Source organism: Nocardia sp. NPDC004260 (genome assembly GCF_053603155.1).
Window position 1 is genome coordinate 38019 of record NZ_JBSGEZ010000016.1, and the last position, 17596, is coordinate 55614.

18 protein-coding genes and 1 pseudogene are annotated in these 17596 nt (G+C 69.5%); 11 read left to right on the plus strand and 8 right to left on the minus strand.

Annotation, left to right across the window (positions count from 1 at the left end; genetic code table 11):
* The first annotated feature begins 80 nt into the window (after nucleotides 1–80).
* The 8 genes and pseudogenes from ACWEO7_RS12125 to ACWEO7_RS12160 all read left to right on the plus strand — a co-directional run bounded on the left by ACWEO7_RS12125 (nucleotide 81) and on the right by ACWEO7_RS12160 (nucleotide 7712).
* On the plus strand, nucleotides 81–1115 hold the full coding sequence (locus ACWEO7_RS12125; protein ID WP_397077695.1) for an NrtA/SsuA/CpmA family ABC transporter substrate-binding protein: 1035 nt from the start codon (nucleotides 81–83) through the stop codon (nucleotides 1113–1115).
* Nucleotide 1116: 1 nt separating this feature from the next.
* Nucleotides 1117–1956 (plus strand): ABC transporter permease, encoded by an 840-nt coding sequence (locus ACWEO7_RS12130; protein WP_452422957.1) that lies wholly within the window; start codon nucleotides 1117–1119, stop codon nucleotides 1954–1956.
* Nucleotides 1953–2732 (plus strand): ABC transporter ATP-binding protein, encoded by a 780-nt coding sequence (locus tag ACWEO7_RS12135; protein WP_452422958.1) that lies wholly within the window; start codon nucleotides 1953–1955, stop codon nucleotides 2730–2732. Before ACWEO7_RS12130 ends, ACWEO7_RS12135 begins: the two co-directional genes overlap by 4 nt.
* Nucleotides 2729–3754 carry an ABC transporter substrate-binding protein gene (locus tag ACWEO7_RS12140; RefSeq protein ID WP_452422960.1) on the plus strand — a complete coding sequence of 342 codons (1026 nt, stop codon included), beginning with the start codon at nucleotides 2729–2731 and terminating at the stop codon, nucleotides 3752–3754. The genes ACWEO7_RS12135 and ACWEO7_RS12140 overlap by 4 nt, the downstream gene beginning before the upstream one ends.
* Nucleotides 3751–4850: pseudogene (locus ACWEO7_RS12145) on the plus strand (LLM class flavin-dependent oxidoreductase). The gene ACWEO7_RS12140 and the pseudogene ACWEO7_RS12145 overlap by 4 nt, the downstream one beginning before the upstream one ends.
* Nucleotides 4847–6016: an LLM class flavin-dependent oxidoreductase gene (locus ACWEO7_RS12150; protein ID WP_452422962.1), complete on the plus strand. Its 1170-nt coding sequence runs from the start codon at nucleotides 4847–4849 to the stop codon at nucleotides 6014–6016. The pseudogene ACWEO7_RS12145 and the gene ACWEO7_RS12150 overlap by 4 nt, the downstream one beginning before the upstream one ends.
* Before the next feature lie 14 nt (nucleotides 6017–6030).
* The gene (locus ACWEO7_RS12155) at nucleotides 6031–6738 is read left to right on the plus strand and encodes a class II aldolase/adducin family protein (protein ID WP_452422964.1); all 708 of its coding nucleotides are present in this window, start codon (nucleotides 6031–6033) and stop codon (nucleotides 6736–6738) included.
* 32 nt (nucleotides 6739–6770) lie between these two features.
* Nucleotides 6771–7712 carry an ABC transporter substrate-binding protein gene (locus ACWEO7_RS12160; protein WP_452422966.1) on the plus strand — a complete coding sequence of 314 codons (942 nt, stop codon included), beginning with the start codon at nucleotides 6771–6773 and terminating at the stop codon, nucleotides 7710–7712.
* 65 nt (nucleotides 7713–7777) lie between these two features.
* Here the strand turns inward: ACWEO7_RS12160 and ACWEO7_RS12165 are convergent, their stop codons facing one another.
* Nucleotides 7778–7933 carry a hypothetical protein gene (locus ACWEO7_RS12165; RefSeq protein WP_355080477.1) on the minus strand — a complete coding sequence of 52 codons (156 nt, stop codon included), beginning with the start codon at nucleotides 7931–7933 and terminating at the stop codon, nucleotides 7778–7780.
* A gap of 380 nt (nucleotides 7934–8313) precedes the next feature.
* Here ACWEO7_RS12165 and ACWEO7_RS12170 point away from each other — a divergent pair, with 380 nt between their 5' ends.
* Nucleotides 8314–8595 carry a hypothetical protein gene (locus ACWEO7_RS12170; protein ID WP_450023169.1) on the plus strand — a complete coding sequence of 94 codons (282 nt, stop codon included), beginning with the start codon at nucleotides 8314–8316 and terminating at the stop codon, nucleotides 8593–8595.
* Here ACWEO7_RS12170 and ACWEO7_RS12175 read toward each other — a convergent pair.
* The gene (locus ACWEO7_RS12175; RefSeq protein WP_452422968.1) at nucleotides 8573–11803 is read right to left on the minus strand and encodes a BTAD domain-containing putative transcriptional regulator; all 3231 of its coding nucleotides are present in this window, start codon (nucleotides 11801–11803) and stop codon (nucleotides 8573–8575) included. The two genes, ACWEO7_RS12170 and ACWEO7_RS12175, sit on opposite strands and share 23 nt — an antisense overlap.
* A gap of 299 nt (nucleotides 11804–12102) precedes the next feature.
* Here ACWEO7_RS12175 and ACWEO7_RS12180 point away from each other — a divergent pair, with 299 nt between their 5' ends.
* Entirely contained in the window at nucleotides 12103–12690 is a 588-nt protein-coding gene (locus ACWEO7_RS12180; protein WP_452422970.1) for an NADPH-dependent FMN reductase, read from the plus strand.
* Between the two features lie 138 nt (nucleotides 12691–12828).
* A complete protein-coding gene (locus tag ACWEO7_RS12185; protein WP_452422972.1) occupies nucleotides 12829–13380 on the plus strand; it encodes a dihydrofolate reductase family protein in 552 nt (183 codons plus the stop codon).
* A gap of 64 nt (nucleotides 13381–13444) precedes the next feature.
* Here ACWEO7_RS12185 and ACWEO7_RS12190 read toward each other — a convergent pair whose 3' ends face one another.
* From ACWEO7_RS12190 to ACWEO7_RS12215, 6 genes are all read right to left on the minus strand, one after another.
* Entirely contained in the window at nucleotides 13445–13687 is a 243-nt protein-coding gene (locus tag ACWEO7_RS12190; protein WP_356965283.1) for a hypothetical protein, read from the minus strand.
* A gap of 303 nt (nucleotides 13688–13990) precedes the next feature.
* Nucleotides 13991–14968: a DUF5996 family protein gene (locus tag ACWEO7_RS12195; protein WP_452422974.1), complete on the minus strand. Its 978-nt coding sequence runs from the start codon at nucleotides 14966–14968 to the stop codon at nucleotides 13991–13993.
* A 217-nt stretch (nucleotides 14969–15185) separates the two neighbouring features.
* Nucleotides 15186–15380 (minus strand): hypothetical protein, encoded by a 195-nt coding sequence (locus tag ACWEO7_RS12200; protein WP_452422976.1) that lies wholly within the window; start codon nucleotides 15378–15380, stop codon nucleotides 15186–15188.
* Nucleotides 15381–15665: 285 nt separating this feature from the next.
* The gene (locus ACWEO7_RS12205; RefSeq protein WP_452422978.1) at nucleotides 15666–15830 is read right to left on the minus strand and encodes a hypothetical protein; all 165 of its coding nucleotides are present in this window, start codon (nucleotides 15828–15830) and stop codon (nucleotides 15666–15668) included.
* 62 nt (nucleotides 15831–15892) lie between these two features.
* Nucleotides 15893–16528, minus strand: a complete 636-nt coding sequence (gene lipB, locus ACWEO7_RS12210; protein WP_452422979.1) for a lipoyl(octanoyl) transferase LipB — start codon at nucleotides 16526–16528, stop codon at nucleotides 15893–15895.
* A 72-nt stretch (nucleotides 16529–16600) separates the two neighbouring features.
* Nucleotides 16601–17596, minus strand: coding sequence for a sigma-70 family RNA polymerase sigma factor (locus ACWEO7_RS12215; RefSeq protein ID WP_452422981.1), 996 nt, complete (start codon nucleotides 17594–17596; stop codon nucleotides 16601–16603).

Sequence of the window (17596 nt, forward strand, 5' to 3'; positions counted from 1 at the left end):
AAGCATTACCTCGTGACTCCGCGCCGCCGTCCCTACTCTCCGAGGGCATTGATCGACGATTCGGACAAGGAGTCCTCACGATGTGGCGGCAAGCCCTCATGCGCATCGCGCTGGCGATCGTTCCCCTAGTCGCACTCGTCGCCGCGTGTGGTTCGGACACCGACCGCGACACCGGCGCAGGCGCTTCCTTCGTGCTCAAGGTCGCCGACCCGGGGAACTCCGGGCCGCTGGCGGTCGGCAAGCGCGACGGCACCTTCGATGCCGCGCTGGCACCACTCGGCGCGAAGATCGAGTGGGTCAGCATCACCCCCGGCTTCAGCTCCAACCTGAAGTTGTTCAACACCAAGGAACTCGACGTCTCCGGCGCGGCGTTCAGCCCCGTCGTCGGCGCGCTGTCCAAGGACGTCGGCGTGCGGATCGTCGCGGTACAGGATCCAGCGGGCAAGGATCAGAGCGGCATCATCGTCACTCCGGAATCGGGCGTGCACTCGGTCGCCGAGCTGGTCGGCAGACGCGTGGCGGTGAACCCGGCGGCCAAGGGCGAATACATCCTGCTCAAGGCGCTCGCGCAGGCAGGCGTCCCGGCCGACAAGGTGACCAGGGTTCCGTTGCAGCAGAAGGACGCCGCCTCGGCGTTCGCGACCGGCAAGGTGGACGGCTGGTCGTCGTTCCTGGTGCCCTACCAGGAGGCCAAGGCCAACGGCGGCGTCGAGATCGCCACGGAGAAGAGCATCGGCTCCAACGACAACTCGGTGGTGGTGTTCCGCACCGAGGTGCTCGATCAGCGTCCGGACATCGCGGCGAAATACCTCGAAGTGCTGCAGGACCTCACGGCGAAGCAGCGCGCCAACCCCGCCGAGTTCGAGAACGTCTTCGAGAAGACCGGCCCGCGCGCCTTGTCGGGCCAGCGGCTGTCGGACGCCTACCGGGTGGGGGCCGAGGCCACCGTGCCGCACCTGCCTAACGAGACCGACGCCACCGCGCTGGCCGACGTGGTGAACACCTTTTTCGACAACGGCGTCGTCACCCGCAAGATCACCGCCGCCGACATCTTCTACGACCTGAAGTCGAAGCTGACGCCCGAGCAGCTGGCATCGGTGAAGGCGGGCAGCTGAGATGGCGGTCGTCGTGGCGGCCGGGCCGGGCCCCACCGAGCTCGCCCCGCCCCGCACGCGTGTCGGCAAGCGCAGGCCCGCATGGTTTTCCGTGCCGCTGCGGTTCCTGCTCCCGGCAGTGATCGTGGCGGGCTGGTGGGCGGGTTCCGCGAGCGGAGCGATCTCCGAGCGCGTGCTGGCGGGACCGCCCGCGGTGTGGACGGCGTTCACCGAATTGCTCGGCACCGGCCAGTTGTTCGACTTCGCGGTGGCGTCGTTCACCCGCGCCGCGTTCGGCGTCGGGATCGGCGTGGCCATCGGGCTGGCGCTGGGGTTGGTCTCCGGTTTGTCCAGTCTCGGTGAAGAACTGGTCGATTCGACAATGCAGATCCTGCGCGCGGTGCCGTTCCTGGCGCTGGTGCCGCTGTTCATCGCCTGGTTCGGCATCGACGAGCTGTACAAGGTGCTGCTCATCGCCGTCGCGACGGTCGCGCCGATGTACGCCTACACCTATCTCGGCGTGCGCAACGTCGATCGCAAGATGGTCGAGGCCGCCCGCAGTTTCGGGCTGATCGGGCCGCGGCTGGTGCTGGAGGTCATCCTCCCCTCAGCGCTGCCCGGCGTGCTGATGGCGCTGCGCGTGTGCCTGTCGATCAGCATCACCGGTCTCATCGCGGCCGAGCAGGTCGGCACCAAGGAGGGCGTCGGCTACCTGGTCACCTTGGCCCAGGAGTACAACCGCACCGACTACATGGTGCTGTGCGTGGTGTTGTACGCACTGCTCGGCCTGGTCTTCGACGGGTTGGTGCGGGTGGCGGAGCGCTTCGCGATGCCATGGCGCGGACAGGTGGCGATCCGATGACCACCATTACCGAATCTGCGGCCGAGGTGGTCGCCGCACCCGCCGGGGAGGAGCCGGTCGCCGTCTCGATCACCGGCCTGCGCAAGTCGTTCGGCGCCAAGACCGTGCTCGACGGCGTCGACCTCACCATCCGGCGCGGCGAGTTCGTCGTCCTGCTCGGGCCCAGCGGGACCGGCAAGACCACGCTGCTGCGCCTGCTCACCGGACTGGAGGCTCCGGACGCGGGACAGGTGCTCGTCCCGGCGCGGCGCACCACCGTCTACCAGGAGCCGCGGCTGATCCCCTCGAAACGGGTGCTGGCGAACGTGATCGTCGGACAGCGGCGTTCCCGGCACAACCGCGAAGCCGGGTTACGCGCACTGGCCGAGGTCAACCTCGACGGCAAAGCCAGGCAATGGCCCGCCACGCTCTCCGGCGGCGAGGCGCAGCGCGCGGCGCTGGCACGCGCCCTGGTTCGCGAACCGGAATTGCTGCTGCTCGACGAGCCGTTCGCGGCGCTGGACGCGCTGACCCGCCTGCAGATGCAGGACCTGGTGGGCGATCTGGTGGCCCGGCACCGCCCCGCGGTGCTCATGGTGACCCACGACGTCGACGAGGCGATCCGCCTGGCCGACCGGGTACTGATCCTGGACAAAGGGCGCTTCGCCGTGGACGTCGACATCGACGTGGCCCGTCCGCGCGACCGCGCCGACCCCGAAACCCTGCATTTCCGATCACTTTTCCTCAGCCGGCTCGGCGTGGGTAGCACCACGTCCGCTCCAAGGAGTGCCTCATGACCGACACCCTCTGGTACACCCGCTGCCCCGTGCCCACCGCGAGCGGGCTCGCGCACAGCCTCGGCTGGCTCGGCGACGCCGCCACCCGGGCCGGGCTCGAGTTCGGCGTCCTGCAGGACGCCGGGCCGGAATTGGCCGGCCACCATTTCCTGCACGACCTGTCCGGGCTGATCCGCGAGGGCGGCAACGTTCCGGCCCTGGCGGCGCGCGCCCAGAGCTCGCCGACCCGGTTGATCGGACTGACCTGGATCGATGAGGGGCAAGCCATTCTGGTCGGTCCGGAATCCACCGTCGGGGGCCCCGCCGAGCTGGCCGGTCTGCGCATCGGCGTCCCGGCGTGGGCGCGGGACCAGCCGCGCAGCTTTCCCCGCGCGATGGCCTTGCACGGTTTCGCGAACGCGCTGCGTCTCGGTGGACACACGCTCGCCGACGTCCGCGTGACCGAGATCGGCGTCGAGCGGAACCCGCAGGTGCGCACGGAGGTCCAGGCGAATCGCCGCGTGGTCACCTGGGGCGTCGAGGAGTTGCTGCGCGGCGAGGTGGACGCCATCTATGTCAAGGGTGCCCGGGCGCAAGAGGTCGCCAGGGAGCACGGCCTGCGCGTCGCGGTGGACCTGGACGCCACCGAGGCCAAACGCTTCCGGGTCAACAACGGCACGCCACGCCCCATCACCGTGCACGAGGAGCTACTCCAGGCGCGTCCGGAGGTGGTCGTCGAGTTCCTCGCGCAGAGCCTGCGCGCGGCGGACTGGGCCGCGGGCAATCTGAGCGGAGTGCGGGACGTGCTCCAGCGGGAAACACTGTCCGGTCCGGAGGGGGTCGTCGCGGCGTACGGCGAGAACTTCCACCGGGATCTGCACCCCTCGTTGTCGGACGAGCGGATCGAGCTGATCGGCGTACAGAAGCAATTCCTCTACACGCATGGATTCCTCGCCGCCGACTTCGACCTGGATTCCTGGGTCGCGCCCGAGCCGCTGGCCCGGGCCAGGGAGATCGTCGAGTCCGGGAAGGTCCCCGCATGACGGAGTTCCTGTGGCGCTTGCCTTCCCGTGGAGACGGCCGCCACGCCAGCCGGGATCGACGCAACCGCGGCGGATTCGGCGGGCCCGCGCCGGTGACGCCGGTGACCGACCTGCGTCCGGGGCGATTCGGTCCGTTCGACGACCTCGTCCAGATCATCGACGCCGCCGAATTGACCGGGCTGGACGGCGTGCTCGCGCCCTACGATCCGCACGGCGAGGAATCGTGGATCGTGGCGGGCGGCGCGCTGCGCGGCACGCGGTACTCGCGCGTCGTCGTCGAATTCGAGCCCGCTTTCGGCACTCCGGTCTATGCCGCGAAGATGTCGGCCACCCTACAACGCATTTCGGGTGGTCGCCTGGCCTGGCAGCTGGCCCTGGACACCGATCCCGACGACGCGCGAGCACGCGGTGATCGCGTCACCGGTGACGACCGCTACGCCAGGGCCGCGGAGTTCCTGACCGTCGCCCGTGGCGTATGGAACGACGCTCCGGTGCCGTCGGCGGGATTCGCCGGTACCGGATTCCACTACGAGGGCACGTATTACGACGTGATCGACGGCGGTTTCCGCGGCATCCTCTCCGGGCTGCCGTTCCCGACGGTCTACCTGTCCGGTGATTCCGCGGCGGCGCTCGAGCTGTCGGCCCAGCACGGAGACGTGCACGTCTTCACCGAGACCGCGGCGGGCGTGGATACCGCTATCGCCGACCTGCGCGAACGTGCGACGGCGGCGGGACGCGCGGTGCGCGCCGGACTGGAGCTGCCGGTCGTCGCGCGGGAAACCGAGGACGAGGCGTGGGCCCGCGTCGAACGTCAGTGGCGCGAGGTGCGCCCGGACGGTACCGGCGCGCGGCAACACGATCTGGGCGACGGCCGCTGGGCGGGGTTCGCCGAACTCGGATACGCCGCGAACATCGGCCTCGTCGGCAGCTATGAGCAAATAGCGCAACATCTTTCGTCCTATGTGGCGGCGGGCGTCGACAGCGTGGTGCTCTCGGACACCCGCACATCGAGGAACTGCACCGCGCGGGCGAACACCTGTTGTTCCGCGCCGACCCGGCCGGCCGCACGCTGACCGCGCAGGAGGCAACCGCATGACCATCGACATCTACTGGCGCATCGGCATGGAAGGCGACCACGCGTCGCTGCGCACGCCGCGCCGCTACAACCGCGGCCACGCCAACGGTTACGGGCCGGGCAATATCGCACCGGCCATCCGCGACGGCGCCCTCGACGGCTACGGCTACATCGACCATATGGCCGCGGTCGCCAAGGCTTCCGAATCGGCCGGATTCCTCGGCGGCCTGCTGCCGTCGTTCCCCGTGACCGACGACCCGTGGGCGGTCGCGGCGGCCCTGGCCAGGGAGACCACCACCTACCGGTTCATGGTCGCCTTCCAGCCCGGCTTCCTGCATCCGGTGCAGGCCGCGCGGATGTCGGCGAGCCTGCAGCGCGCGACCGGCGGCCGGTTGGTCTACAACATCATCAGCGGCGGCGGCGGGCCCGCCCAGCTGTGGTGGGGCGACAAGGTCGCCCACGACGACCGCTATGCCCGCACCAGCGAATTCCTCGACGTGCTGCGCGGCGTGTGGGACGGCGAGCCCTACGACCACAACGGCCGGTTCTTCCGCACCGAGGGTGCGGCGCTCGCGCCGGGCATCGCCGGTCAGCCTTTCCCCGAGGTGTACTTCTCGGGGTCGTCCGCCGCCGCGGTGCACGCCGCGGGCAGACACGCCGACTACTACCTGTCCTGGCTGGAGCCGTTCGCCGATCTGCGCGCCAAGTTCGACGGCGTGCGCGCGAACGCCGAAACCATGGGCCGTACACCGAAATTCGCCGTCCGCATCGACGTCCTGGCCCGGCACACCGAGGAAGCGGCCTGGGCGGAGATCGAGAAGGGCTGGGCTTTCGTCGACCGTGGCGCGGCCGAGCGCGCCGCCAAGGGCGATTCGGTCGGGGCCGCCCGCATCCAGGGCTGGGTGCCCGAGACCATCACCGGCTACCGGGACCTCGAGGTCCAACCCAACGTCTGGTGCGGATTCAGCCTGATCCGAGGCGGTCCCGCGTTCGGCCTGGTCGGCAGCTACGAACAGGTGGCGCAGCGGCTCGACGAGCTGATCGCTCTCGGCGTCGACGCGTTCATCCTCGCGGGCAACCCGCATCTCGAGGAGGCCTACCGCGTCGGCGAAGAGGTGCTCCCGCTGCTCGGCCGATCCCGGCTCACCGCGTCCGCCGCCGCGGCATCCCTTTCCCCCGCTCGATAGATTCAGGAGAGACCATGACCACCACCGAGACCCGGTTGCCGGAGTCCGTCACCGCTTTCGTCGCCGCCGCTGTTCGCGACGCCGAGAAGGCATTCCGGGTGTTCCGGGAGACCGGCACCGTCGCGGGCAATGGCACCGTCAATTTCGTGGAGCGAGTGCCCGGCGAGGAGATCGCCGTCGCCCTGAACGAACCGGGCCCGTGGGCCGATGACCGCACCGTCGCGCCGGTGGTCGCCACCTTCGACGGCGAGGTGCTGTCCGGGACCGGCTCCGCGGGATTCGTCACCGGGTACGCGAAGGTGTTCCGGGCGCATCCGGAGATCACCTCCGTGGTGCACATCCACACGCCGTGGCTCGGTGGATGGGCGCAGACCCATCGCACGCTGCCGATCCGCTACGCGGCCGCGCAGCGGCTCACCCTGTCCCGGGCCGTTCCGCCGCACATCGACCGCAGCATCGGCGCGGGCGATTTCATCCTGTCCAAGCTGGTCGACGACCCGGATCTGGTCGCGATCTTCGAGGCCAACGGCGGCGCGAACGTCATCGGACGCGCGGGACTGCTGGAGCTGGCGAAGTTCGTGGTGCTGCTGGAGGAGGGCGCGCAATATCAGGCGATCGCCGAAACTCTCGGCGGCTCGGTCGAATTCGACCCGTCCAACCTCGCGGTGCAGTGGGGCCGCACCGGTCTCGCCGACGAGGCGCGCCGCCACGGCCTGATCTGACCGGCCCCGCACATCGAGATCGAGGAGCGATCATGACCATTCGTGTCGGTTACTTCCCGCACAACAACTCCCTGTTCGTCCTGCGCCACCGTGGCATCCTGGAAAACCTGCTGCCCGACGTGGAATGGGTCGACCTGCGCGAGCTGCCGCGCCCGGCTCCGGTCGACCCCAAGCACGGACTGCCGTCGCTGCATTCGGATCATCTGTTCGACGGCGGCTACGACTTCATCGGCACCGGCTTCACGCCGCCGGTGACCGCGCTCGCCAACGGCCGCGACATCGTCTACGTCGGCATCTCCGGGCCGCGGGTGGAGAACGGCCGCCTGGTCGCCAAGGCCGATTCCGGCATCGAGACGGTGCTGGATCTGAAGGGTAAGCGGGTCGGCATCGCGCACGGTTCCTGGCAGACCACGCTCGCGCTGTTCGCGCTGGACCAGGCGGGCCTGGCCTGGAAGGACATCGAGCCGGTGGACGTCGACGTGCACGACGGCGGCGCGGCTCTGCTGCGCGGCGACCTCGACGCCTGGGTCGGCGCGTATCCGGGTCTGGCCGCGGTCGAGGCGGCCGCCGACCTGCGCACTCTCGTGGACACCGAATCGCTGTTCAGCCACCCCTCGTTGTGGTTCACCCGCCGGGACTTCGCCGAAGGCAACCGCGAGGCGCTGACGGCGATCATCACGGCTCTGCAACAGTCGGACGCGTGGATCAAGGCGAACCCGCGCGCGGCCGCCCAGTACTTCGTGGACGACGTGGTGGCTCGCGGCGGGAAGGCGAGCCTGGACGCGTGGGAAGCCGCGCTGCGCGGCAGGCCCTTCGGTGTCGAACCCGTTTCCGAGGACTTCCTGGACGAACAGCAGCACGCGGCCGATCTCCTGGCCGCCAACGACCTGCTGCCGCGGACGGTACGGGTCCGGGACGCGGTCGTGCCGTGGATCGGCGAGACGGTGCGCGCCGAATCCGGCGTAACGGCGTAATCGGAGAAAACGGACGGGCCGGGGTGTCGCGGCGATCCCCGGCCCATTCGGTTGTCCGGGGAAGGTCAGCGCGGCGAGATATCCGGACGGCCGCCGTGCCTTTCGGTGGAGCGCAGCTCGAACCAATAGGCTGCGACGACGGTGGCGTAACCGGCCACAACGGCCGTCGCCGTGACGATCAATAGTGTGATGAGCAGTGGAATCAAGAAAGCGGTGTGCATTGTGCCCTCCCCGCGGTCACGGTGATCTCAGCGGAAGGTTCGGCGCCGCACTGCACCGACGTCATATCAGCCCCTGCACCTAGTGAAATCCTAGAGGTCGCAGCCTTCTCCGGCACGGGGAAGGGCTGTGAGTTGAGTCATGCGCACGACGGTGTGTCGCGCGGAACACCCCTTCGCCATGCGGTCTAATCGATCTTGTCACGCGTTTTCCGGCAATCATCCGGCAAACGGGATACGATCACGACGCGGAACCGCCGGAACGGCGGCCGTGGGCGTCGCAGTGCCCGTGGCGCGCCGAACGTCTCGGTAGCGCAGCTCTTTCTCTCTCTCGATTGTCTCCGGCATCACCTCGGCATGCGAAAAGGAGCACGAACGTGAGCATGATTCTCGCCGCGCTGCACGACACCGTGATCGCGCAGCAATTCGACAATCCGACCCCCGAAGAGCCGCCGCTGGCGGACAAACTGATGCAGATGGGGCGCTACTTCACCTGGTTGGTGCAGCTGTCCGGCATCACGGCGATCACTTACGGCGGGGGAAGGTTCGCGTGGGAGAAATGGAACGGCGGCACCCTGCAGTCGCCGAAGATGGTCGCCAGCGCGATGGCCGGTGGCGCGGTGGCCACGAGCGCGGGCACGATCATGAACTCGATCGTCGGCTGACCCGAACCGCGCGGGCCGCCAGCTCGCGCGCCTGGAGTGGAGTTGACCGCGTTCCCGCGGCGTGGCGCTCGGTGAAGGCGTGCTCGCCGAGCGCCATGGTGGCGCGGTTCGCCGGACGGTCGATGTCGGGGCGTTCGGCCGGAAGCAGCGCGATGCCGTTCGCCTCGCGTACCGCCGCCGCCGAGCCGAGCAGCTGTGCCGCGATCTCCGGCAGGCCCAGTTCGGTGAGCGCCGAGGCGAGCGCGGCAAGGGCGAAGGCGGTGTCGCGTGGTGCGCCGATGCGTTGCGCGCCGTCGAACGCGGTCAGATAGAGGTCGAACGCGGCGCTCGGTTCGCCGCGCTGTTCCAGGATGTAGCCCAGCTCGACCTGCAGCATCGGCAGGAACAGCGGCGTCTCCTCACCCGCGGCCAGCGGGAGGGCGAGTAGTTCGCGCAGAATCCGCTCGGCGGCATCGGTTCGGCCGTCGCGGCGCGCGGTGAAAGCGAGCACGAGCGCGGCGAACAACCGGCCCGGCTCGTACCCGTGTTCGGCCGCGATGCGCTGTGCCTGTTCGCCGAGCGCCCGCGCCCGGCCGAAATCGGTGTGCTGCATGGCGATCCAGCCCAGCCAGCACAGATGGGTGCACGCCTGCCCCCACAGCTCCAGCTCCTGCGCCAAGCCGAGTGCTTCGGCGTGGATATCGGCGGCGGAGGTCAGATCGCCGGTGAGTTCGGCCAGGCCGCCGAGCCATTCGGCGGCCTGGAGCCTGCCCCAGCGGTCGTCGAGTTCGGCGAACAGCCGGGCAGCCGTGCGGGCGTGCCGCTCCAGCGCCGGGAGATCGACCCGATTGTGGGCCGCCTTGGCCAGCGCCACGTGCGCGGAGGCCACACCCCAGCGGTCGCCGAGATCGGTGCAGACGGGAAGCGCTTTGCGCAGCAGCTCTTCCAACTCCTGCACGTCACCGGAGTCCAGTGCGGAGAAGCCGAGGAAGAGTTCCGCGCGCGCCCGCCCGGCCGGATCGTCGACCATGTCGTACAGATCGAACACGGCGGCGCGCTTGGCCGAACCGTCCTCGAAATCGCCTTGCTGGAACGCGAATCCGACGCTCCACGCCAGCGCCCGCGCCCGGTGCCGCGGCGAGCCGCCGAGCGCCAGCGCGGCGTCCAGCCAGCGCCGCGCCTCGGTCGGCCTGCCGCGCAGCTGCCAGTACCAGGCGAGCGCGTTCACCAGCCGTAGGGCCTGATCCGCGTCGCCCGCGCGCACGAAACCGTCCAGCGCCGCGCGTAGATCGGCCGATTCGTCGTCCAGCCGACGCAACCAGCGACGCTGGTCGGCGCCGTACAGCTCGGGCTCGGCGCGCTCGGCCAGCCCCAGGTGGTACCGATGGTGGGCGAGGTGCACCGCGTCGAACTCCCCCGCATCGGCCAGCCGGTCGAGACTGAACGCGGCCACCGATTCCAGCAAGCGGTAGCGCTGTCCCGCCGGGTGCACCAACGACCGGTCGACCAGCCTGCCGATCACGTCGGCGACGAGCGACGCGTCCACCGCGGGCTCGGCGCCCGCCGAGCACACTGCCTCCGCGGCCGCCAGGGTGCAGCCGCCCGTGTGCACCGCGAGCCTGCGCAACACCGCCTGCTCGGTCGCGTCCAGCAGTCCCCAGCTCCAGTCGATCATCGCCGCCAGCGTCTGCTGCCGCGGCGGCACGCCGCGATGCCCGGTGGCCAGGAGCTTGAAGCGGTCGTCGAGCCGGGCGACGATCTCGTGCACGCCCAGCGCGCGTACTCGGGTGGCGGCGAGTTCCAATGCCAGCGGTATGCCGTCGAGCCTGCGGCACAGCGTCGCGACCGACGTGGCGGTGTCGGCGTCGAGCGCGAAATCCCGGGCGCCCGCGCGCGCCCGGGATACGAACAGCCGCACCGCTCCCGCTCGGGCGATCTCGTCGAACGCCGCGTCCCGCGCCGGCACATCCAGGGGTTGCAGCGCGACGACGTCCTCACCGGGCAGCCGCAGCGGTTCCCGGCTGGTGGCCAGGATGCGCAGCCGGGGAGCCGCGCCGAGCAGCGTCTCGGCCAGATCGGCGGCGCGATCCACCACGTGCTCGCAATTGTCCAGGACAAGCAGCAGTTCCTGTTCGGCCAGCGCCTCGCACAACGACGCGGTGATGTCGGCGCCGTCGGCGGCGCGGATGCCGAGCACACCGGCCACGGCGTCGGCGAGGAACGTGGCGGCATCGGTCGCGGTCGGTTGCAGCGCGGCCAGTTCCACCAGCCAGGTGCCGTTGGCGAATCGCTGGGGCAGCGCCGCCGCGGCGGCGAGCGACAAGCGCGACTTGCCCACGCCGCCGGGCCCGGTGAGCGTGACCAGCCTGGCGTTCTCGACGGCGTCGCACAACTGCGCGAGGTCGCTGTCGCGGCCGATCAGCTCGGTGCGCTGCGCCGGAATGTTCGAGCTGCGCCGCCGGGCGACCACGATCTCCGGTGGCGCGGCCTGCGGCAGATCCTGGGCCAGGAGCGCGCGCTGCAACGCGACCAGCTCCGGGCTCGGGTCGATGCCGAGTTCGTCGGCGAGGTGCCTGCGCAGATCCTCGTAACCGTCCAGCGCCTCGGCCTGCCTTCCCGCACCGTACAACGCGCGCAGGTGGGCCGCGCGCAGCCGCTCGCGCAGCGGATGCGCCGTCACGACTTCGCTGAGCTCTCCGGCCACTTCGCGGTACTCGCCCAGCGTCAGCCGCGCCTCCGCCAGTTCCTCCACCGCCACCAAGCGCTGCTCTTCGAGTTGCGCGATGGCGGGCTGGGCGAATGCCGCGTCCCGGAAATCGGCGAACGCGGGCCCGCGCCAGAGTGCGACCGCCGCGGCGAGCGCCCGGGCCCGTTCGGCGGTGTCGGCCGTCGCTCGCGCGGACGCCACCAATGCGCGGAACTCCTGCGCGTCGGTGTCGGAGGCGGCCAGCCGATATCCGGGCGGTGGCGACACCACGAGGTCCCGGCCGCCGGGTTCGGCGTCTTCCAACGCCCTGCGCAGTTGCGAGGCCTTCGCCGCCAGCGTGCCCGCCGGATTGCCCGGCGGGGCGTCGGTCCAGATGTCATCGATCAGCCGGTCGCCGGATACCGGTTGGCCGGGCGTGACCAGCAGGTCGGCCAGCAGTGCACGCACCTTGGCCCCCGGAATCGGCACTACGGCGCCCGCATCCGTCCATACCGTCAACGGACCCAGCACCCCGAAACGCATTGGGGCAGCCTATGCGAGCGGCGGCGGAAGGTGACCGCAAACAAATCGGAAGGTGGCGCGCCCACGATGAGAACGCCGAAGGCCGAACTCGTGGAAGGAAAGCGCGACATGCCACTCATCACGACTACCGCACGTCGAATCAGCTGTGGTGAGACTCCTATCGAGGAGGCGTCTGCCTGCCTGAACAGACCGCGCGCGGACCGCAGGGTGCACCCGGTACCCGGACAGCAAGGGGTGCCGTGCGACGCCGATCGACACACGGGGCCGGGAGCCGATGCGCCACCGGTGCGGGACGTGCGATGAGGGGACCCCGCCGGGTACGGGTGGCGCTGATCGTGGGCAGCACCCGCACAGGTCGCTTCGGCCCCACAGTGGCGGATTGGTTCGCCGGGCGGCTGGGCCGCCGCCGCGATATCGATGTGGACCGGATCGATCTCGCGGAGACCGGGTTGCCCGATCGATTACCCGATCCCGACGAGCCGCTACCGCCCGCCGTCCGCGCGCTCGGCGAACGGCTGGCCGCCGCGGACGCGTTCGTCCTGGTCACTCCGGAGTACAACCGGAGCTTTCCGGCCGCGGTGAAGAATGCCGTCGACTGGTTCGACGTGGAGTGGGCCGCCAAACCGGTGACGGTGGTGGGATACGGCGGCGACGCCGACGGCGGTCACGCCGCCGCCCAGTTGCGTCCCGTCTTCGGCGAACTGAACGCGGTCCCCATCCGCCGCACGGTCACCGTGACCAAGGTCTGGCAGCGCTTCGCGAGCGACGGCAGCTGGCCGCGCCGCGACGCGGAACTCGACGAGGCCGTCGACGCCACGCTGGACCAGCTCATGTGGTGGGCGCGCGCCTTGCGCCAGGCGCGGGCCGAAACGCCGTTCGTGCGGTAGAAAGCAACCTCGAACACCCGGCTCGTCCGAAACGACGGACCGACCGTAAACAAACCGTAAGGCGCGGCCAGCAGAGTCGTTGTCGACAGCGGCACCGGGCCGCACCCGGCGACCGCCGCACCCGATGAAAGGAAAACCATGGGAACCATCGCAGTCCACGAGTTCATCGCCCTCGACGGCGTGTACGAGGATCCGTCCTGGACCTTCGAGTACGGGTTCGACCCGAAGATGGGGGAGACTCTCGGGGCGATCACCTCGGCGTCCAAGGCGATCCTGTTGGGCCGCACCACTTTCGAGATGTTCGCACCGGCCTGGTCGACCCGCACCGTCGAGGACGACCCGGGGGCGCCGTTCTTCAACGACACGACGAAATACGTCGTCGGTGCGAGCGAGCCGCAGGTGGAGTGGGCCAACAGCACCCGCGTCGGCGCCTACGACGCGGAGGTCATCCGCAAGCTGAAGGACGAGATCGACGGCGTGATCTACATCAGCGGCAGCGGCACACTGGTGCGGGCGTTGCTCGCCGACGGCTTGATCGACGATCTGCACCTGTTCGTCTACCCGATCGCACTCGGGAAGGGCAAGCGCTTGTGGAGCGACGGCGTCGACGCGACCAAGCTCGCGCTCAAAGAGCACGAGGTCTACGCCAATGGCGTCGTCCACCTGTCCTACGGTCCGGCCGAGGGCTGATCGCACGCGGACGGGCGGCCCGTTCGGGCCGCCCGGGCGATCCGGCTCGCCGCCGGTATGGGTATCAACGCCCTCCGGTGCAGTAACCCTCGGGGGTGTACTGGCACGGGCGCTCGTTGCGCCCTTGGTATCCGCCGTGGTTGCTGCTCCGGGCGCGCTCTCCCACTCCGGAACCGCGCTTGTCGGCGGGGTTGTGGGAGTACCGGTCGGCTGTGGTGGTCACCGTGGTTTCGGGCGAAGCGACTGCCGCCGCCATGACGACCGCTCCGCCGATCAGCGCCGAGGCCACCACTCGACGCACTGTCACGCGCCTGCTCGTGTTGTGCATTAGTTTCATCCCGTCGATTAACGTGCCGTCATATAACGATACATTCATTGGTGATCCATCAGATAGCGGGTTCCCAATGATGGGAAGATAAGGGTTGCGGAATGGCCTGTGAACAGCGGCTTTTGGATCAAGTGGCCTTGGCGACTGAGGATCTCTAACCTGGTCAACGTGCCGTTGTACAGGTCACTCAACGGTGGATCCCCTGCTGTCCTGACGGGCCGTCGAAGGCGGGCGTCAAGCCCTCGCCCCGAAGGAATCGGTCACGCGCGGCGCCATGCCGGATCACTCGGCCGGCCGTGGCGTGCCCGTCTCGTGCGCTCGGCGCTTGTGCTTCCAGCGGTCCGGGTCGGCTTCCAGGGCGGCGCGGTCCCAGTGGCCCGGATCGGCAGCGGCCTCGTAGGTCGTCTCGAGGAATTCGAGCAGCGCGCGTTCCGGGGCGGGGGCCGTGCGAACGGCCTCGTACGGCAGGAGGAACTGGCCGTTCTCCCGGCTGTAGAAGGCTTCTCGCGGATCGACCGGGTGCTCGGCGAACCCCGCGGGCTCCGGGTACGCGTAGGCGTAGAAGGCGCCCTCCGACCCGCCGCCCGGCCAGAAGCCACAACTGCTCAGTTCGTGCGAGTAGCCCTCGACCATGACCCAGTCGCCACAGTTCGGCGCGCCACCCGGGTGTCGTGGAGCCGCCCGCCCCGAGAAACGGGTGCACGCCAAGTCCATCGCGCCCCAGAAGAAGTGCACCGGACTCACTTTCCCGATGAAGCGCGCACGGAATTCGTGCATGACCCGGTCGGCGACCAGCAGTTGCCGCCAGAACAAGGTGGCGGCCGCGGCGTCGTAGGAGCGATGTTCGTAGTCGTCGGCGAACGGGATGGCGAGTTCGACCTCGTTGGGCTTGGCCTCGATTCGCGCCGGAATCCCGAGTTCCTCTAGCGCCGCGACGGTTTCGGCGTAGAAAGCCGCCACCGGTTTGGGTTCCAGCGCGACCTGCCGGTCGCGGCCGTCGCTGGACCGGATGTGTAGTCGATGATCGAGGAAATCGAATTCCATATCGAAGCATCCCGCCGGGTGCGGAATGGCGGAGGTGGTGAGCCCTCTCGGGCTGACGTAGAAGGTGACCTGCCACCAATGGTTGACCAGCGGGGCGTACGAGAGCCTGATCTTGCCGACGATCTGCGTCCACATGTGCAGCGTCTCCCGCGTGGGAGTCCAGTCATCGACGCGCAACGCCGGCCACGGCTCGGGCGCGATTCCTGAGCCTGTCACTGCCGCACCTCCGTCGTCTCGGGATTCTCGGTGCCAGTGCCGCACGCGGACGCCTGCGGAGGCGCAGCGCAGCGCCCACCGTACCCGGTGCGCCTACGTCGTGAAGCGGGACATGCCAAACGGTTGGCAACTGTTTGGCAACATCGCGGGCCGCGGCGGCGGGTCGGGCCGATCGGCTCGGCGGACTAGAAGGAACGGCTCGCGGCGGGGCGAAGTGTCAAGATCGCCGGGGCCACCCGTCGCGCGGCGATGGCATGCCCGCCAACGGCAGCGCTGCGCCCCGCTCGGTCGCCCGGGCTTTCCGGCGGGGACTCGGATCCCACACCATTGCCGCGGCCGCACCGCCGAGCAGAACCACGACGATGGCAACGATCACCACCCACAGCAGTACCACCGCTATTTCTCCAGTCATCCCCGTCCGCTCCATATGGCGCGTTATCCCCAGGCGGACAATTACTTTCGTGATTGCGAGCATTCTTCACACGTCGCGCGCGCCTGCGCGAATCGACGCGCGGATTTCGTGGTGTGCCAGCACCCGGGCGCACGGAATTTGGGATACGTCTGGTAACGCATAATGGCGCGACCGGACGGCGACGGCCCGGCCTCCGTCCCGGCGCTCGCGTCGGCGTCGAAGACATCGCCTCGATCGGTTCGGCCGAAGGCGGTTTGCGGCCCAGCAACTCCTCGGTCACCGACGTCAGGTGCTCGTAGGGAGCCTTATCCGCAGAACGGGATCGACGGCGCGGACGCCGAGCACCTTCCCGCCGATCTCCTCCCACAGCCTCCGCGCACGCAGGGCGAGATCCAGTTCCGCGGCCGACCGGCCCGACAACCGGACCAGGCCGAAGTTGCGCACGGTCACACCGCGCGCTTCGAGTTCCGGGGTCGCCGCCGCGCGAGCCGTGGATCGTTTGCGGGCGAAGTTCAGCTCGCCTCGAAAGCGGTGGCGACCATGGAGCGCACCTGCTCCATGGTCGCCGCGCCGGATTCCCTGGCCACGGAGGTCATATCGACGTCGGGGAGCCCGCACGCGACGGCCCAGTGCCATGGCTTGAGGTCGCCGTTCACATTGAGGGCGAAGCCGTGACTGGTGATCCCTCGGCTCTGGCGCATGCCGATGGAGACGATCTTGCGGCCGGTGTGCCGGGTCCACACGCCGGTGAGCAGTTCGGAGCCGGGCGGAGTGTCGCGGCGTTCGGCGGGCACGCCCAACCGGCCGAGTGCCTCGATCAGGCGGAACTCGACCTCCCGGATGTAGTCCACCACCCCTTCGCCGGAATCGAGCCGGACGACGAGATAGCCGACCAGCTGGCCGGGACCGTGATAGGTCAGCTGGCCCCCGCGGGTGGTCTGCACGACCGGGATGTCGTGTGCCGGGTCCGGCAGGTGCTCCTGCGGCGTCTTCCGCCCGATGGTGTAAACCGGCGGATGGCTCAGCAGCCACAGGGTGTCCGGCCGCGCGCCGCTGTGGCGTTCTTCGACCAGCTCTCCCATGCGTTGCATGGCCTTGTCGTAGTCGACGAGGTCGTCCTGGATCAAAGTCAACGGCCGGGCTCGCATGCTCCGACGATATAGCTCCCCGCCGCACCGGGAATTCGGCCCCATCGCCTGTGCAGTCGTCCGCACCGAGCATCACTCCGGTATGGAGCTCTCGGTCGGCCGTCGAAGTACCGTGGGCAGCCCGAACGGCCGGAACAAGTCGTCGCCGAGGAAGACGGTGATGCGCTCTATGGCGGTATCCGTGGTGCCGAGAACGTGGATCGAGTGCGCGCGGTGGGTACCGTCCGCGTCGCGCAGGTAATAGGCGACGGCGGGCTGGGTGTTGGCGGCTGTCGGCACGGCGCGCCAGGTGTCGCCGTCCCGGGCCTCCTTGTCCGCGAAGAAACCCACTACGTGGGCGCGGCCCGCGAACCACAACAGGGCGGGTGGCATTTCGAGCACCACGTCGTCGCGCAGCAGTTTGCTCAACTCGTCCATATCGCCGTTACCGAATGCGGTGACGTAGCGGTCGATCATCGCGCGCTCACCGGGGCTCAACGACTCGGACGTCCGATCGATCATGGGGGTGGCCTTCTCGAGCTGGGCGCGGGCGCGTTGCAGCGCGCTGTTGACCGCGGCGGGGGAGGCGCCGAGCAGGTCGGCAACCTCTGCGGCGGACCAGGCGAGCACGTCGCGCAGGATGAGCACCGCGCGCTGGCGGGCGGGCAGATATTGCAGCGCGGCGATGAAGGCGAGGCGGATGCCGCTGCGCGCGGCCACCACGGTCGCCGGATCATCGGCCGAGCCGCCGAGCAGCGCGTCGGGAATCGGTTCCAGCCAGGACACTTCGGGATGCCGGGCCGGCCGGGTCTGGAGAGTGGCGGCCGGTCCGTTCAGATCGGTGGGCAAGGCCCGCCTGCCACGCTGTTCGAGCGCGGTCAGGCAGGCATTGGTGGCGATCCGGTACAGCCAGGTGCGCAGCGAAGCCCGCTGCTCGTCGAACCGGTCGGCGGCACGCCAGGCCCGGACCAAGGTCTCCTGCACCAGGTCTTCGGCATCGTGGACGGACCCGAGCATGCGGTAGCAGTGCGCGAGTAACTCCGGCCGGTAGGCCATCGTCTCGGCCGTGAAGTCGGCGCCGATCGTCAT

Bases quoted from the DNA above. Each gene is read 5' to 3' on its own strand.
- ACWEO7_RS12165 (WP_355080477.1), bottom strand. From the start codon at position 7,933: ATGCACACCGCTTTCTTGATTCCACTGCTCATCACACTATTGATCGTC.
- ACWEO7_RS12135 (WP_452422958.1), top strand. From the start codon at position 1,953: ATGACCACCATTACCGAATCTGCGGCCGAGGTGGTCGCCGCACCCGCC.
- ACWEO7_RS12160 (WP_452422966.1), top strand. From the start codon at position 6,771: ATGACCATTCGTGTCGGTTACTTCCCGCACAACAACTCCCTGTTCGTC.
- lipB (WP_452422979.1), bottom strand. From the start codon at position 16,528: ATGCGAGCCCGGCCGTTGACTTTGATCCAGGACGACCTCGTCGACTAC.
- ACWEO7_RS12130 (WP_452422957.1), top strand. From the start codon at position 1,117: ATGGCGGTCGTCGTGGCGGCCGGGCCGGGCCCCACCGAGCTCGCCCCG.
- ACWEO7_RS12180 (WP_452422970.1), top strand. From the start codon at position 12,103: ATGAGGGGACCCCGCCGGGTACGGGTGGCGCTGATCGTGGGCAGCACC.
- ACWEO7_RS12125 (WP_397077695.1), top strand. From the start codon at position 81: ATGTGGCGGCAAGCCCTCATGCGCATCGCGCTGGCGATCGTTCCCCTA.
- ACWEO7_RS12175 (WP_452422968.1), bottom strand. From the start codon at position 11,803: ATGCGTTTCGGGGTGCTGGGTCCGTTGACGGTATGGACGGATGCGGGC.
- ACWEO7_RS12150 (WP_452422962.1), top strand. From the start codon at position 4,847: ATGACCATCGACATCTACTGGCGCATCGGCATGGAAGGCGACCACGCG.
- ACWEO7_RS12170 (WP_450023169.1), top strand. From the start codon at position 8,314: ATGATTCTCGCCGCGCTGCACGACACCGTGATCGCGCAGCAATTCGAC.
- ACWEO7_RS12215 (WP_452422981.1), bottom strand. From the start codon at position 17,596: ATGACGATCGGCGCCGACTTCACGGCCGAGACGATGGCCTACCGGCCG.
- ACWEO7_RS12200 (WP_452422976.1), bottom strand. From the start codon at position 15,380: ATGACTGGAGAAATAGCGGTGGTACTGCTGTGGGTGGTGATCGTTGCC.
- ACWEO7_RS12140 (WP_452422960.1), top strand. From the start codon at position 2,729: ATGACCGACACCCTCTGGTACACCCGCTGCCCCGTGCCCACCGCGAGC.
- ACWEO7_RS12155 (WP_452422964.1), top strand. From the start codon at position 6,031: ATGACCACCACCGAGACCCGGTTGCCGGAGTCCGTCACCGCTTTCGTC.
- ACWEO7_RS12185 (WP_452422972.1), top strand. From the start codon at position 12,829: ATGGGAACCATCGCAGTCCACGAGTTCATCGCCCTCGACGGCGTGTAC.